We start from the raw sequence: 14,938 nt of genomic DNA, 5'->3' as shown, positions 1-14,938 counted from the left end.
GCTCAGCAGCCCCCGTCGGGAACCCGGCCGAGCAGCCGGTCCGCGAGCAGGTTCGACCACTGGCCCGAGGACGGCCCGCCGCACTCGGGGCCGTCGGACTCGCCGGGGTGCTTGACCCAGAGGGTGCCGTCGAAGGCGCCCTTGAAGCGCAGCTTCGGCGCGGCGCCGAGGCGGGCCCAGGTCGGGTTGATGACCCGGCCGTCCAGCGGGCCGCCGGAACGGCCGTTGCGGGAGGTGTCGACGACGTACTTCTTGCCCTTCACGCCGACCTTGCGCAGCTCGCGCAGGAGGGTGTTGGCGTAGGCCTGCTCGGCCGCGGTGGTGCGGAAGTTGGAGACGTTGGTGCTGAACCCGCGGGCCCACCGGATGCCCGAGCGCTTCAGCAGCGCGGCCCGACCGGGCACGCCGCCGTTGGCGTTGGACCAGTTGGAGTGCGCGGAGTCGAGGTAGACCCAGGCGCCGGCCTTGGTCAGGGTGCGCGAGGCGTAGCTGAGCAGCGCGGGCCAGGAGCGGGTGCCGGCGCACGAGGCGTTGTCGGCGTAGAACCCGATCGCGTCGGGCTCGAGGATCAGCAGCGGCTTGGCCTGGCTGCGCTTGATGCCCTTCGCGACCTGGCGGACCCACTTCTTGTAGGCCGCCGGGGTGCGCAGGCCGCCGGCGGAGTGCTGGCCGCAGTCGCGCCCGGGGATGGCGTAGACGACCATCATCGGGGTCTTGCGCGCCGCCTTGGCCCGGCCGAGGTAGTCGCGGGCCGCGCCCGCGACCGACCCGGTCGCGTAGTAGTCGGTGAACCACAGCGCCTGCGGCTGCCGCGCGATCGGCTGGTACGCCGACCCCTGCTGGGCGGCCGGCATCCGCGGGTCGACGAACAGCCCGAGCCGCTTGCGCGGGTCCTTGGCCTTCTTCTTCGCCACGACCTTCTCGACCGGTGCGGCCACCGGCGCGGCCTCGGCGGAGGCCGGGGTCACGGCGTGGAGCGGCGCGGTCAGGAGCAGACCGGCCGCGAGCAGGGCGAGGCGACGTGGGAGCACCCGTCCAGGGTAAGCGGCCTACGGCGTCGGCTGGTCGTCTTCGCGAGGACCGAAGACGCAGATCACGTCGAGCTGGTCCTGGTCGAGCGGGAGCCCCCAGGCCGCCATCTGCGCCCGGGAGCGCCGCGAGAACAGCCCCCTGAACAGCTCGTACGGCGCCACGCCCTCCGCGGGGACGTCACCCAGCATCATCGGCGCGACCGCGTCGAGGACCGGTCGCCACAGCCGCTCCGGCGGGATCCCGAGCCCGAACGCCTCGTGCAGGTCGGCGTGGTGGACGGCGATGTCCCACACGATGGCCGGGCGCGGGTTGTCGACGGTGGACGCGATGACCGCGCCCTGGTGGGACAGCAGCTCCTCGACCAGGTCGGCCACGGGCAGGTGCATCCGCTCGTTCACATGCCGGGCCGTCCATTCGGGGCCGGGCGCGCCGTCCATCCGGCCGGTGACCAGGTCGGCCGGCCCGCCCGCGAGGTGCGCGAACACCTCCTGCGCGGTCCACGCCGGCGACGCGGGGACCGCGGTCGCGAGCTGGCTCGGCGTCAGCCCACGGCCGAGCGCCGCCACCGCCTCCGCGTTGCCGCGGTAGACCGATCCCCAGTCCGACATCTCAACCTCCGGGTGCGAAGAGGCAGAACGGGTGCCCTGCCGGATCCAGCATGACCCGCACCAGCTCCTGCGGCTGGTACGACGCCGGCCGCGCGCCGAGCTGCTCCGCGCGGGCGACCGCCGCGGGCAGGTCGTCGACCGCGACGTCGAGGTGCAGCTGCATCGCGACGTCGCCCGGGCCGGCCGGCCAGGTGGGCGGGACGTGGTCCTCCTCGAGCTGGAAGGCCAGCCCGGTGCCCCCGCCGTACCCCGGCGGCTCGAGGACCACCCAGTCGTCGCTCGGCGCCGGCTCGCCGTCGCACCCCCGGTGGTTGAGCAGGTCGCGCTAGCGACCGTGTCGAAACCCCCGCACCCGAGGACCCACCCCTACCGACCGAACGTCACCCCGAACGGCTCGCGGACGAACCCGGGGAACACGGGCGTGGGCATGGCCCCTCCGAGAAAATCTGAAAAAGTTCGCTCACGGCTGTCGTACCCGGTGCTCGTCGCTCGTAGACCGGGTGAGAGGCAGCCAGCAGCGGCCGCCGTCCACCGAGGAGAACGCGATGACCCAGTACTTCCTGTCCGTCCACCACGACGAGGCCGGCCAGGCCGAGATGGAGGCCATGACCGAGGACGACATGCAGCGCATGTTCACCCAGGTCGGCGCCTTCAACGACAAGCTCCAGGCCGAGGGCGCCTGGGTCTTCGCGGGCGGCCTGCAGCCGATCGAGCAGTCCACCTGCGTCGACGCCACCGGCGAGAAGCCGGTCGTCACCGACGGCCCGTTCGCCGAGTCGAAGGAGTACCTCGGCGGGTTCTGGATCATCGAGGCCGCCGACCTCGACGCCGCGCTGCAGTGGGCCACCGAGGGCTCGGCCGCCTGCGAGGGCAAGGTCGAGGTGCGGCCCTTCCAGTCGGAATGACTCCACCCCACGAAGTCGCTCGCTGCGCTCCCGACTCCGCGGGGACCCCGGAACTGCGATGGATGTGACGCGAACAGCGGTTGAGCGGATCTTCCGCGACGAGCACGGCCGGGTGGTCGCCGCGCTGGCCCGGCGCTTCGGGGACCTCGACGTCGCCGAGGACGCCACCAGCGAGGCCCTCCTGGTCGCGCTCGAGAAGTGGCCGGTCGACGGCGTCCCCCCGAACCCGGGCGCCTGGCTGACCACCACGGCCGGCAACAAGGCCATCGACCGGATCCGCCGCGAGCGGCAGCGCGACGTCAAGCACCAGGCGGCCCTGATGATCAGTGACGACACCCCGCACGAGGCGACCGGCCTCGTCGAGGACGACCGGCTCCGGCTGGTCTTCACCTGTTGCCACCCCGCCCTCGCCCCCGAGGCCCGGGTGGCCCTGACCCTTCGCCTGCTCGGGGGGCTCACGGTCGCCGAGATCGCGGCGGCGTTCCTCGTTCCCGAGACGACGATGGCCCAGCGGATCACCCGCGCCAAGGCCAAGATCAAGGGCGCCCACATCCCCTTCCGGGTCCCCGCCGCGGCCGACCTGGCCGAGCGGCTCGCCGGCGTGCTCGCGGTGGTCTACCTGGTCTTCAACGAGGGCTACCTCTCCTCGTCGGCCGACGCCGAGCCGCTGCGCGAGGAGCTCACCGACGAGGCGATCAGGCTCGGCCGGATCCTGCGCACCCTGCTGCCCGACGAGCCGGAGGTCGCCGGCCTGCTCGCGCTGATGCTGCTCACCGACGCCCGCCGTACGACGCGGGTCGCCGGCGGCGAGCTGGTCCCGCTGCCCGAGCAGGACCGCGGTGGCTGGGACCGTGCGCTGATCGGCGAGGGGCACGCCCTGGTCCGCGAGTGCCTGGCCCGCAACCGCCCGGGCCAGTACCAGCTGCTCGCCGCGGTCAACGCCGTCCACACCGACGCCCTCACGGTCGCCGACACCGACTGGTCGCAGATCGTCACGCTCTACACCCACCTGGGCTCGATCGCGCCCAGTCCGTTCGTCGAGCTCAACCGCGCGGTCGCCGTGGCCGAGCTCGACGGACCGGAGGTGGCGCTGGCGCTCGTCGACCGTCTGCCGCTGACGTCGTACCACGCCTTCCACGTCACGCGCGCCGACCTGCTGCGCCGCCTCGGCCGCAGCGCCGAGGCACGCGAGGCGTACGACGCCGCCCTCGCCGCCACCGAGAACTCCGCCGAGCGGGCCTACCTCACCCGGCGCCGGGACCAGCTCAGCGGACCCTGAACCTGACCGTCGTCGAGCTGGGGAGGGTGCTGGCCGAGCCGAGGTATCGCACTGTGTAGGTGTGCCGGCCGGGCCGGGGGCTGAAGGACATCGACACGCGGTGTCCGGGGTAGCCCGTGCTCGTGCCGAGGACGCGAGCCCGCTCGGTCACCCGGACCGGTCCACCGGCGCCGCCGATGAGGACGACACGGAGGCTGAGTGTCGGAACCGACCGGTCCTTCCCGAGGTAGCGCACCTTCGCCGTCGCCCGGGTTCGCGTGGCGAGTCGGTCGACCGTTACCGGCAGACTGCGAGCGGTCGCGAACACCGAGCCCCGCCGTGCCGTGACCTCGACCTCGACCTGGCTGCCGGCCGCCCGTGCCGTGAGCCGGTACGACGGGCCGGTCGCGACCGGCCGACCCGCGACGAGCCACCGGTAGTCGAACCCGTTGCCCACCGCGGGGCGCCACCGACCGGGGCTCGCACGGAGCACGGAGCCGACGGCCGACGATCCGCTGACCGTCGGTCGACCCAGCAGGATCAGCGGCTCGGGCTCGGGCTCGGGCTCGGGCTCCGGCTCGGGCTCCGGCTCGGGCTCGGGAGCCGGGGCACGCTCGACGGTGACGGGTGCCGAGACGATCACGGTCGACCGCCCGTCCACCGCACCGGTCGCCTCGGCCCGGATCCGTCGGCCCGCGTCCGTCGAGGTCGGCGTGTATCTCGCCCCCGCGGCGAGTGCGCGACCGGCGTCGTCGAGCCACCGGTACGAGACGATCGTGTTCGTTGGCAGCCACGCCGGGCTGGAGGCCGTCAACTCGTGGCCGGCGCGGGCGATCCCGCTCACGGTGACCGGGGCGGCGCTGCGGGGCCGGCTGCGCAGCGTCACGTCGAGTGAAGAGCCCGGGTCCGCCTCGCGGCGCGCCGTCAGCCATGCGGTCCCTCCATCCTCGAACTGCCAGTGAGTGGGGAGGAAGTCTCGGACCACGCCCTCGTCGTCCTCGCCACGTCCGTGGAAGTGCAGGTTGTAGGGCTGCCCCGGGACGAGGTCGGTGAAGACGAACGAGCCGTCGGACCGGAGGTCGGTCCACACGTCGGGGTTCAAGGACAGACCGTCGGCGTGGACACGGCCGGAGGTGGGAGCGGCGCCGGTGTCGAGCACGACCCGGCCGTCGATGATGCCGGGCACGGGCTCCATCGCCAGCGAGTAGCCGGTGCTCACCTCGGCCGGGGACACGGTCACCGGTTCGGCCGATGCCCGGTCGGGCACCCCCGGCCACCAGCGGGTGCGGTAGTCCGGGCCGGAGAACCGCAGGAGGTAGCGCCCGGGCGCCAGCGCAGGCAGGTCGACCTCGTCCCCACCCTGCTGACGCAGCCACGTCGCGTCCGACACGGCGACATCCCGCCCGTCGAGGGAGACGGCGGTCATCCAGATCGCGTCGTACCGTCCGGGCCGAGAGCTCGTGACAAGAGCCTGCAGCGCGCCGTACTGGCGCAGCGACGCATCGGCGGTGATGCCACCGGCCGGGGGCACGACGACCGGTACGGCGTTGGCCCGCACGGCCGTCCCGCCCGAGTACATGGTGACGAAGGGGTACCCGTCGCGAGCAGTGGAGTCGGAGAACTCGAGCCGGAAGCTCGCGGACATGTCCGGCATGGGATCGAGATCCGTGAACTGGAACCGGCCGTCGGCCCCGGTGGTCGTCACCCGGACGCGGGGGATCTGCTGAGGGTCGGTCGGGACGCTTCTCGCCTCGACCCGGATCCTCGCGACCGGTCGGCCGAGGTGGTCGGTCGCGACCCCCTGGATCTCGGCGGTGCTGGGGTCGATCGCGGACCGGATCCCGAGCGAGGCATCGATCGCCGAGGTAGTCGCGTCCGCGACCACCTCCACCGGGACGGCGCCGGCCAGGGTGTGGCTGTCCGGGTAGTACTCCTGGACGTAGCGCGCTCGCTCGCGCTCTGAGTCGCGGAAGTGCACGAGGTAGGAGCCTGGCTGTACCCGCCTGAACACATAGGCGCCGCGAGCATCGGCGTAGGTCCGGCGGAGCTCGCGGCCGTCGAGGTCGAGGAGACGGACCTCGACGCCCCCGTCATCAGGGACAGAGGTGGCGCCCTGGATCGCACCGGCGCGCGCCAGCTCGATCGTGCCGAGGTCGAGGTCGGTCCGCGCGACGTCGACTGGCCGCGCCTGGACGGCTGTCTCGACATCGTCGTACCACTCGGTGACGTACTGACTATCCGCGTCGGAGATCTGGAACCGCCAGCGGTCGGGTGGGACCGCCATCGAGAACCTCCCCGACTGGTCGGTCCGCTCGTAGTCCCAGGCGTTCACGGTGTCGTTCGGACGGTAGGCGCCGAACCATGCCCCCGCCACGGGCTGCCCGGAAGGATCGACGACCCGACCGCTCACCCGCGCGACGGGGGACAGGTCGATGGCGCCGAGCTCGACGTGGCCGCCGGACACCACGACCGGAGTGGCGTCCTTGCGGGTCAGCACGTCGTCGTACCACTCGTCGACGTAGTCGTAGCCCCCGCGAGCACGCAGGAGGTACGAGCCGTCCGGGAGGTCGAGGTGGAAGCGGCCGCCTTCGGTGAAGGACAGGGCCACCCTGCGGCTCGGGTCGTCGGCGTCGGTCCGGTACGCCTCCACCTGGCCGTGGTCGTCGCGGAGCGGCACGCCGGCGCCCGTGAGGGATCCGGACACGCTCCACGTGGCAGCCGCCGCCGGCGCTGCGGGTAGGACGAGGGTGGCGAGACCGAGCACGGCCACCAGGCCCTTCCCGAGCAGGCGCGTATTCATCAGGCTCCGATCGCGTGTGTCAGCACAACCGGACAAGGTTAGGGAGCGGATGACTTCCGTGTCCGACGATTGCGACAGCCGCGTTCGCAACATGAACGCACGATGAACGTGGCACCCTGGTCCGGTGAACAGACCCGGCGTGACGCTCTGGCGACTGACCGTCGCCGCGAGCGCGGCGACCGGGGTCTGGCTCGCCGCCCAGCAGTACGACGTGTGGTGGACCGCGCTGAGCCAGCTGGCCAACCTGGCGGTCGCGGCGTCGTACGTCGGCCTCGCGGTGCGCGAGCCGCGCTCGCCCTGGCTGCGCGGCGGGCTGACCAGCGTGATGCTGCTGGTCGCGCTGGCCTACCTGCCGATGGCCAACGGCAACCTGCTCGAGCCCTGGTCGCTGCTGGAGCACGTCGTGACGCCGGGGCTGGTGCTGGCCGACTTCCTGCTGGTCGGGGCCAACCAGGGCGGGCTGCGCTGGTGGCACCCGCTGACCTGGCTGGTGGCGCCCGCGGCGTACCTCGTCTGGTACGTCGCCGCCGACCTGGCCGTCTACGACGCGCTCGATCCTGCCGCGTCCGGGGTCTTCCTGGCCCGGCTCTCCCTGCTGCTCACCCTGCTGCTCGCGGCCGGCTTTGCGCTCTGCCTCGCCGGTCGGCGGCGCGTCCTACGCTTGCCCGCGTGACCCTCTCGCCGCTCGCCCTGCCCGGTCCCGACGACGCCCTGGCGTGGGTGCAGACCTACGCCGCCGACGGGCTGGCGACCGCCCGCCGCCTGGTCGACGAGCTGCGCGCGACCCCGCCGGCCGACACCCGCGACGCGCTGCGCCGGTGGGACGAGATCAACCGCCAGCTCGGCAACGTGGCGGCGCTGGGCTCGCTGCTGTCCAACGTGCACCCGCAGGAGGACGTCCGCACCAGCTGCGAGGAGGCCGAGGTCGAGGTGGACCGGTTGGCCACGTCGCTGCGCCAGGACCGCGCGCTGTTCGACGTGTTCGCCGGCCTCGACCCGGTCGGCCTCGACGACCAGGCGGCCCGGCTGCTCGACAAGGTGCTGGCCGACTTCCGCCGGGCCGGCGTCGACCGGGACGACGCCACCCGCGCCCGGCTGGCCGAGATCAACGAGCGACTGACCGCGCTCGACCAGGAGTTCGGCCGCAACACCCGCGACGACGTCCGCAGCGTCACCGCGCCGGCCGCGCGCTTCGCCGGCCTCCCCGAGGACTGGCTGGAGGCGCACCCCGCCGACGAGCACGGCGACGTCACCGCCACCACCGACTACCCCGACTCCGTCCCGGTGCGGATGTTCGCCCACGATGCCGACCTCCGCCACGACATGTCGGTCGCCTTCCTCACCCGCGGCTACCCCCAGAACGAGCCGCTGCTCCACGAGCTGTTCGCGCTGCGCCACGAGCTGGCCACCCTGGTCGGCTACGCCGACTGGGCGTCGTACGACGCCGACGTGAAGATGATCGGCTCGGGCCCGGCCATCCCCGAGTTCATCGACCGCATCTCCGCCGCGGCGACCGAGCCGATGGAGCGCGACCTCGCCGTCCTCATGGAGCGCTACCGCCAGGACCGGCCCGACGCGACCGAGATCCCGGGCAGCGACGCGTCGTACTACCAGGAGGTCGTGCGCCGCGAGCAGTACGACGTCGACGCCCAGCAGGTCCGCCGCTACTTCGACTTCGCCAAGGTCCGCCAGGGCCTGCTCGACGTGACCGGCCGGCTGTTCGGCCTGTCGTACGTCGAGGTCGCCGACGCGCCCGTCTGGCACGAGGACGTCACGGCCTACGACGTCGTCGAGGCGGGCTCGGACGAGCCGTTCGCGCGGATCTACCTCGACCTGCACCCCCGCGAGGGCAAGTACAAGCACGCCGCCCAGTTCACCCTCACCGACGGCGTCGCCGGCCGGCAGCTCCCCGAGGGCGTGCTGGTCTGCAACTTCGCGCGCGGACTGATGGAGCACGACCACGTCGTCACCCTGTTCCACGAGTTCGGCCACCTGGTCCACCACGTCCTCGGCGGCCGCGGGGAGTGGGCCCGCTTCTCGGGTGTCGCCACCGAGTGGGACTTCGTCGAGGCGCCCAGCCAGATGCTCGAGGAGTGGGCCTGGGACGCCGACATCCTCGCCACCTTCGCCACCGATGCGTCGGGTACGCCGATCCCCGCCGACCTGGTCGCCCGGATGCGCGCCGCCGACGACTACGGCAAGGGGATCTACGCGCGGGTGCAGATGTTCTACGCGTCGATGTCCTACTGGTTCCACACCTCGCGGCCGGACGACCTGACGGCCGCGATGCGCGAGCTCCAGGCCCGCTACTCGCCGTTCCCCTACGTCGAGGGCACCCATATGTTCGCCAGCTTCGGCCACCTCGGCGGCTACTCCTCGGCGTACTACACCTACATGTGGTCGCTGGTCATCGCGAAGGACCTCTTCAGCGCCTTCGACCCCGACAACCTCTTCGACCCCGAGGTCGCCGGCCGCTACCGCGACCGCGTCCTCGCCCCCGGTGGCGCGCAGGACGCCGCCGACCTGGTCGCCGACTTCCTCGGCCGGCCGTACTCCTTCGACGCGTTCGCGGCCTGGCTGGCGCGGTAGGGCCGGTGTCCTAGTTACCCGGTTCACCGGGTAACTAGGACGTTCCCGGGGGTTGCGTTGCCCGGGAACGTCCTACTTACCCGGTGATCCGGGTAACTAGGCGACCCCGCTTGAGCCCAGCAACACATCGGCGTACGCTCACGATATATCGCGAACAGTCGCCGACAGTCACTCGGACCGCCAGGTCGACCGCGGTACTCCAGATCAGGAAGGAGTCCCACGATGGGACAGCGAGGATTCAACCGACAGTGGTCGCGCTACGCCGACGACCAGATGCAGCAGCACCGGGGTCGCGGCGGACGCGGCGGCCCCTTCGACGGCCCGTGGGGCGCCGCCGGCCCCGGCTGGGGTGGCGGCCGCCAGGGTCCCCCGCCGTGGGTCGCGGGCCTCTTCGGCCTCGACCAGGGCGACCGGCGCCGGGGCCCGCGGGTCCGGCGCGGTGACGTCCGCTCCGCCATCCTCGACGTGCTCCGCACGGCGCAGGAGGGCGAGCCCGTCAACGGCTACCAGGTGATCCAGCAGATCGCCGAGAAGTCCGGCGAGGCCTGGCGCCCCAGCCCGGGCTCGGTCTACCCGACCATCCAGCAGCTCCAGGACGAGGGCCTGGTCGAGGTCGACGAGGAGACCAAGCGTCGGACCGTCCGGCTCACCGAGGACGGCGCGACATACGTCGCCGAGCACGCCGACGAGCTCGCGGCCGTGTGGGCGCCCTTCGAGGCGCGCGAGCGCGAGGCGAGCAGCGACTTCGCCGACCTCAAGCCCGAGATCGGTCAGGTCATGGGGGCGGTGTGGCAGGTCGTCACCACCGGCTCTGAGGCGCAGCGCCGGGCCGCCGTCGACGTGCTCGTCGACGCCCGCCGCAAGCTCTACGGCATCCTCGCCGAGGGCGACGCCGCCGAGGAGGCGGACGAGCGATGAACGACGCCCAGCTGCGGATCGGCGACGCCGAGCGCGAGCAGGCGGCGGCCGCCCTGGGCGACCACTTCGCCCAGGGCCGGCTCAGCGCCGACGAGCACGGCGACCGGCTCGACCGGGTCTGGGCCGCGCGCACCCGCGCCGACCTGGCCCCGGTCTTCCGGGACCTCCCGGGCCACCGCGACCCCCGTCGTACGGCGCCCCGCGGCTACTGGAGCGGCGGGCCGAGGATCTTCCCCGGCCCGCTGCTGCTCGTCCTCGGCGTGCTGATCACCCTGACCGTGCTCACCCACCTGCCGTTCGTGCTGGTGGGGCTCCTGGTCGCGGTCTTCGTGATGTCGCGTCGCCGGCACCGTCGGTCGGGGCCGCCGCAGCTGGGCTGGCGCTGACGCGCTCGTGACACCTGATCGGGGTCTCGACACGCGCCTTCTGACTTCGCAAGCTCAGTCAGAGCGCTCGCTCGACCACCATCAGCGAGTCCGCTGGCGCGTCCTCGCTAGATCCACCCCAGCCGCCGTGCGGTGGCGGCGGCGTCGTGCCGGTTGGCGGCGTCGAGCTTGGTGACGGCGCTGGAGAGGTAGTTGCGCACCGTGCCGGGCGAGAGCGAGGCCCGGCGGGCGATCTCGTCGACGGGGGCGCCGTCGGCGGCCAGCTCCAGGACGTCGGCCTCGCGGGGGGTGAGCGGACTGTCGCCGGCGGCGATCGCCTCCGCGGAGAGCTCGGGGTCGACGTACCGGCCGCCGGCGTGGACCGAGCGGACGACGGAGGCCAGGGTCGCGGCCGAGGTGGTCTTGGGCAGGAAGCCGCGGACGCCGGCGGACAGGGCGCGCTTGAGGTGACCGGGCCGACCGTGGCCGGTGACGATGACGACCGCGCAGCCCGGCTGCAGGCGCAGCAGCTCGGTCGCGGCGCTGATGCCGTCGCGGCCGGGCATCTGCAGGTCGAGGACCGCGACGTCGAACGACTCGGCACGGGCCACCGCAACGACCTCGTCGCCCGACGCGGCCTGCGCGACCACGGTGAGGTCCTCCTCCAGCTCGAGCAGCTGGGCGAGGGCGGTGCGGATGAGGTGCTCGTCGTCGGCGAGCAGCAGCCGGATCATGCCGGCACCTCCACCGACGAGAGCCGTACGACGACCGCGAAGGACGTCTCGTCCGCGTCGATCTCGAGCGTCGCGCCGACGCCGGCCAGCCGGGCCGCCAGGCCGCTCAGCCCGGTGCCGGACGCGTCGCCGCCGGGCCTGGGTCGGTCGTTGGTGACCCACAGCGTGCCGTCGTCGTAGGCGATGGTGACGGTGGTGGCGTCGGAGTGCCGCAGCACGTTGGTGACCGCCTCGCGGACCACCCAGCCGGCGGGCTCGTGCCACGCCTGCGGCAAGGAGTCCACGGAGAGCGAGACCGCGATGCCGGCCGAGCGCAGCAGCGACCGGGCCCCGTCCAGCTCCTGGCCCAGGTCGGTCCGGCCGTAGCCGCGGGCCAGCTCTCGGGCCTCGCGCAGCGTCTCGTGGGCGGTCTCGCGGACCTCGAGCATCCGGTCGGCGGCGGTCGGGTCGCCGCGTCGGGCGAGGGTCGCGGCCAGCTCGGCCTGCAGCCCGATCGCGGACAGCCGCCGGCCCATCACGTCGTGGACGTCGCGCGAGAACCGCAGCCGCTCCTCGGCCACCGCCAGTGCGGAGCGGGTCGCGCGGGCCCGGTCGAGCTCGCGGACCACGCCGAGCATCCACAGCGACGCCCGCACGGTGAACATGAAGAACAGCGCGATGCCGAGCCCGCCGACCAGGAACCACGGCTCGCGGGCGGCCAGGGCCGGCGCCCCGGCGAGACCGACCAGCACCGCGATCGTCGTACGGCGTCCGCGGAGCCCGACGAGCGACCAGGCCAGGGCCGACCAGAGCACGAGTACGGCGAGCCCGCGGACCTCCCTGGGCAGCCCGAGCGAGGCCAGGAAGCCGACGGCCTCGAGCCCGAGGAAGGGCCCGAGGCTGCGCCAGGGGACGGGGCGGGTGGCGGGGTAGAGGGCGATCACGTCGCTGAGCACCCGGTGGCCGGCGTACGTGACGACGGTGCCCGCGACGAGGACCGCGACCGCGAGGTCACGGTCCCCGGCGGGAACCTCGTTGAACGCCTGGATCGCGAAGATCACGAAGAAGCTCCACAGCAGCGCATAGAGCGACTGGCGGGTGTACATGTCGACGCGGGCGACCTGGTCCCGGTCGGCCCAGGACCACCACCGGTGGGAGCTCATGCCGCACAGCCTGCCCCGGGACCGGTCGTCACGAACGCGGCTCCCACCGCATCGACCGCGCGGCGAGCCAGGCGGCGAGGGCGGCCCAGGCGGCGAGCACCAGCAGCGGCTGGCCGGCGGCGGCCCAGGTCTCGCCGAAGGACAGCGACGGGTCGGTCGAGGGGCCGTCCAGGCCGAGCCACGAGGAGCGGACCAGGTCGGTGATCGCGGCGCCCGGCGTCAGGTCGATCCAGCGGCGGACCTCCTCGGGGAAGCTGATCGCCACCTGGCCGACCACGGCCAGCAGGATCACCGGCATGCTGGTGATCTGGGCGGCTTCGGCGTTCTTGGTCCAGGCCGCGGTCCAGAAGGCCAGGACGGCGAAGACCAGCGCCGAGACCAGCACGGTCAGGACGAACATGACCGGGTTGACCGGCACCGGGGCGCCGAGCGCGAGGGCGAGCGGGATCGCGCCCAGGCCGACGATCATCGCCACCGCCACGCCGGGCAGCGCCAGCGACGTCAGCAGCTCCAGGTCGCGGGTCTCGCCGGTGCGGATCCGCTTCAGGACGAGCTCGTCTCGGCGGGTCACCGTCATCGACAGCACGTTGTAGTAGACGGGGAAGAGCGCGGCCATCACGATGACGGAGACCAGCGCCATGCCGGCCGAGCCGACGTCGCCGCGGTCGCCGACGAGCAGGAACGCGAGCGGCAGCAGCGGCAGCACGAACCCGTAGGCCAGGTTGAGCCGGTTGCGCAGCATCAGCCGCCCGTTGGCCTTGGTCAGCCCCGTCGTACGACGAAGCGCGGGGGAGGTGGACGAGAAGGTCATCGTGGTCATCGGACGGCTCCTTCGAGGTCGTCGGTGCTGGCGTCGGTGGCGGGGGTGTCATCGGACCGGGGCGTGCCCGCGATCGCGAGGAACGTGGACTCCAGCGAGGCGTGCCGGGCGTCTAGCCCGGAGAGGCGTACGCCGTGCTCCGCGGCCCAGGTGAGCACCTCGGTGAGGGTGGTCTGCAGGTCCTCGGTCTCGAGGGTGGTGGTCTCGCCGTCGGGCGTCGTGTAGCGGACGGTCGACGGCTGCTGGCCGACGACCTCCGCGAGGGTGCCCTCGCGGACGATCCGGCCCGCGTGCATGATCGCGATCTGGTCGGCCAGCTCCTCGGCCTCGTCGAGGTAGTGGGTGGTGAGCAGGACGGCGGCGCCCTCGTCGCGGAGGTTCCGGACCAGCTCCCAGACCCGGCGCCGGCTCTCGGGGTCGAGACCGGTGGTGGGCTCGTCGAGCATCAGCAGCTCGGGCTTGCCGAGCAGGGCGCAGGCCAGGTCGAGCCGGCGGCGCTCGCCGCCGGAGAGCGAGAGGACCTTGGTGTCGACGCGGTGCTCGAGGTCGACCAGCGCGACGACCTCGGAGACCGGCCGCGGGTCGGTGACGGTGGCGGCCTCCATCTCCAGGGTCTCGGCGACGGTGAGGTCGCCGGAGAAGCCGCTGACCTGCAGGACCACGCCGGTACGGCGCCGGGCCTCGGCGCGGTCGGCGACGGGGTCGAGGCCGAAGACGCGCACCGAGCCGCCGCTCGCGGCGGCCAGGCCCTCGACGACCTCCATGGTGGAGGTCTTGCCGGCACCGTTGGTGCCGAGCAGGGCGAGCAGCGTGCCGCGCTCGACGGTCAGGTCGACGCCACGGACGGCCTCGTAGGCGGACTCGCCGGTGCCGTAGGTACGGCGGAGCCCGCGGATCTCCAGAGCGGGTGTCGTGTGGTTGTCCATGCCTCCAGCCTCACGCCACCGGGAGCCGCCCAGTAGTGCGTGGCGTCAGCAGAACCCCATGACAGATGTCAGGTGGGGAGCGCTCAGGACGAGAACGCGCGCAGCCGGTCCTGGTCGCGGATTGTGATGACCCGCTGCTGGACGTCGATCCAACCCTGTGCCGCGAACCGGGCCAGGGCCTTGTTGACCGTCTCGCGGGCGGAGCCGACGAGCTGGGCCAGCTCGGACTGGGTCAGCTGGTGCTCGACGACCAGCGAACCGTCCTCGGCGGGGACGCCGAACCGCTCGCCGAGCCGGACCACGAGCCGCGCGACCCGGGCCGGCACGTCGGCGAAGACCAGGTCGGAGACGGTGTCGTTGGACGAGCGGAGCCGGCGGGCGAGGTGGCCGAGCAGCGCCCGGACCAGGTCGGGCCGGCGCCCGAGCTCCTCGTCGAAGCGCGCTCGGGACAGCTCCAGCAGGGTGGTCGCGGCGACGGCGGTGACCGTCGCGTCGCGGTCGTTCGCGTCGAGCAGGGACATCTCGCCGAACACGTCTCCGGTGCCGAGCACCGCCAGGATCGTCGGGCGGGACTGGGCGTCCGCGCGGGTGACCTTCAGGCTGCCGCGGGCGACGACGTACATCGATGCACCCGGGTCGCCCTGGGCGAACAGGATGGAGCCGCGCTCGAGGTGCACCCGCGTCATCAGGGCCAGGAGCTCCTCGGCGGCGGCGGGGTCGGAGCCCGCGAAGTCGTGCAGGGCGGCGCTGAGCTCGGACGACACGGTGGTTCCTTCGAATTGAAGTAAAACGGGTGGGGAACCAACATTTTCGGACACTCCGCGCGAATGCGCGAGCCCGG

General features: G+C 73.0%; 15 protein-coding genes. 6 read left to right on the top strand and 9 right to left on the bottom strand.

Features of this window, described 5'->3' with window-relative positions:
• Positions 1-2: 2 nt before the first annotated feature.
• Genes BLT76_RS04475 through BLT76_RS04465 form a run of 3 tightly spaced genes read right to left on the bottom strand, consistent with a single transcriptional unit; the run spans position 3 to position 1,908 of the window.
• Entirely contained in the window at positions 3-1,031 is a 1,029-nt protein-coding gene (locus BLT76_RS04475; RefSeq protein ID WP_090851335.1) for a glycoside hydrolase family 6 protein, read from the bottom strand.
• An 18-nt stretch (positions 1,032-1,049) separates the two neighbouring features.
• Entirely contained in the window at positions 1,050-1,640 is a 591-nt protein-coding gene (locus BLT76_RS04470) for a maleylpyruvate isomerase mycothiol-dependent enzyme family protein (protein WP_090851332.1), read from the bottom strand.
• 1 nt (position 1,641) lies between these two features.
• Positions 1,642-1,908: a VOC family protein gene (locus BLT76_RS04465; protein ID WP_090851329.1), complete on the bottom strand. Its 267-nt coding sequence runs from the start codon at positions 1,906-1,908 to the stop codon at positions 1,642-1,644.
• Positions 1,909-2,185: 277 nt separating this feature from the next.
• Between BLT76_RS04465 and BLT76_RS04460 the strand changes: the two genes are divergently transcribed.
• Together BLT76_RS04460 and BLT76_RS04455 are read left to right on the top strand one after the other, a co-directional pair.
• A complete protein-coding gene (locus BLT76_RS04460; protein ID WP_090851326.1) occupies positions 2,186-2,545 on the top strand; it encodes a YciI family protein in 360 nt (119 codons plus the stop codon).
• Positions 2,546-2,603: 58 nt separating this feature from the next.
• Positions 2,604-3,824, top strand: a complete 1,221-nt coding sequence (locus BLT76_RS04455) for an RNA polymerase sigma factor (RefSeq protein WP_090851323.1) — start codon at positions 2,604-2,606, stop codon at positions 3,822-3,824.
• Here BLT76_RS04455 and BLT76_RS04450 read toward each other — a convergent pair.
• Positions 3,811-6,603 (bottom strand): collagen binding domain-containing protein, encoded by a 2,793-nt coding sequence (locus BLT76_RS04450; RefSeq protein WP_090851321.1) that lies wholly within the window; start codon positions 6,601-6,603, stop codon positions 3,811-3,813. The genes BLT76_RS04455 and BLT76_RS04450 overlap by 14 nt on opposite strands.
• 124 nt (positions 6,604-6,727) lie before the next feature.
• Between BLT76_RS04450 and BLT76_RS26290 the strand changes: the two genes are divergently transcribed.
• From BLT76_RS26290 to BLT76_RS04430, 4 genes are all read left to right on the top strand, one after another.
• Positions 6,728-7,276 carry a hypothetical protein gene (locus BLT76_RS26290; protein ID WP_244509255.1) on the top strand — a complete coding sequence of 183 codons (549 nt, stop codon included), beginning with the start codon at positions 6,728-6,730 and terminating at the stop codon, positions 7,274-7,276.
• Positions 7,273-9,192, top strand: a complete 1,920-nt coding sequence (locus tag BLT76_RS04440) for a M3 family metallopeptidase (protein WP_090851314.1) — start codon at positions 7,273-7,275, stop codon at positions 9,190-9,192. Before BLT76_RS26290 ends, BLT76_RS04440 begins: the two co-directional genes overlap by 4 nt.
• 222 nt (positions 9,193-9,414) lie before the next feature.
• The gene (locus tag BLT76_RS04435) at positions 9,415-10,110 is read left to right on the top strand and encodes a PadR family transcriptional regulator (protein WP_090851311.1); all 696 of its coding nucleotides are present in this window, start codon (positions 9,415-9,417) and stop codon (positions 10,108-10,110) included.
• The gene (locus BLT76_RS04430; RefSeq protein ID WP_090851308.1) at positions 10,107-10,496 is read left to right on the top strand and encodes a DUF1707 SHOCT-like domain-containing protein; all 390 of its coding nucleotides are present in this window, start codon (positions 10,107-10,109) and stop codon (positions 10,494-10,496) included. Before BLT76_RS04435 ends, BLT76_RS04430 begins: the two co-directional genes overlap by 4 nt.
• Positions 10,497-10,603: 107 nt before the next feature.
• On the opposite strand, the gene BLT76_RS04425 is transcribed toward BLT76_RS04430, so the two are convergent.
• The 5 genes from BLT76_RS04425 to BLT76_RS04405 form a co-directional block, all read right to left on the bottom strand.
• Positions 10,604-11,209, bottom strand: coding sequence for a response regulator transcription factor (locus BLT76_RS04425; RefSeq protein WP_090851305.1), 606 nt, complete (start codon positions 11,207-11,209; stop codon positions 10,604-10,606).
• Complete coding sequence (locus tag BLT76_RS04420) at positions 11,206-12,351, bottom strand: sensor histidine kinase (RefSeq protein ID WP_090851302.1); 1,146 nt, start codon at positions 12,349-12,351, stop codon at positions 11,206-11,208. Before BLT76_RS04420 ends, BLT76_RS04425 begins: the two co-directional genes overlap by 4 nt.
• Before the next feature lie 28 nt (positions 12,352-12,379).
• The gene (locus BLT76_RS04415; RefSeq protein WP_090851299.1) at positions 12,380-13,171 is read right to left on the bottom strand and encodes an ABC transporter permease; all 792 of its coding nucleotides are present in this window, start codon (positions 13,169-13,171) and stop codon (positions 12,380-12,382) included.
• Entirely contained in the window at positions 13,168-14,097 is a 930-nt protein-coding gene (locus BLT76_RS04410; protein ID WP_090851297.1) for an ABC transporter ATP-binding protein, read from the bottom strand. The genes BLT76_RS04415 and BLT76_RS04410 overlap by 4 nt, the downstream gene beginning before the upstream one ends.
• Before the next feature lie 83 nt (positions 14,098-14,180).
• On the bottom strand, positions 14,181-14,861 hold the full coding sequence (locus tag BLT76_RS04405; protein ID WP_244509254.1) for a Crp/Fnr family transcriptional regulator: 681 nt from the start codon (positions 14,859-14,861) through the stop codon (positions 14,181-14,183).
• Positions 14,862-14,938: the final 77 nt, after the last annotated feature.

The organism is Nocardioides lianchengensis (genome assembly GCF_900101465.1).
Lineage (GTDB): Bacteria > Actinomycetota > Actinomycetes > Propionibacteriales > Nocardioidaceae > Nocardioides > Nocardioides lianchengensis.
Note: the sequence above shows the minus strand (reverse complement) of the source record. Positions and strands in the feature narration are given on the sequence as shown.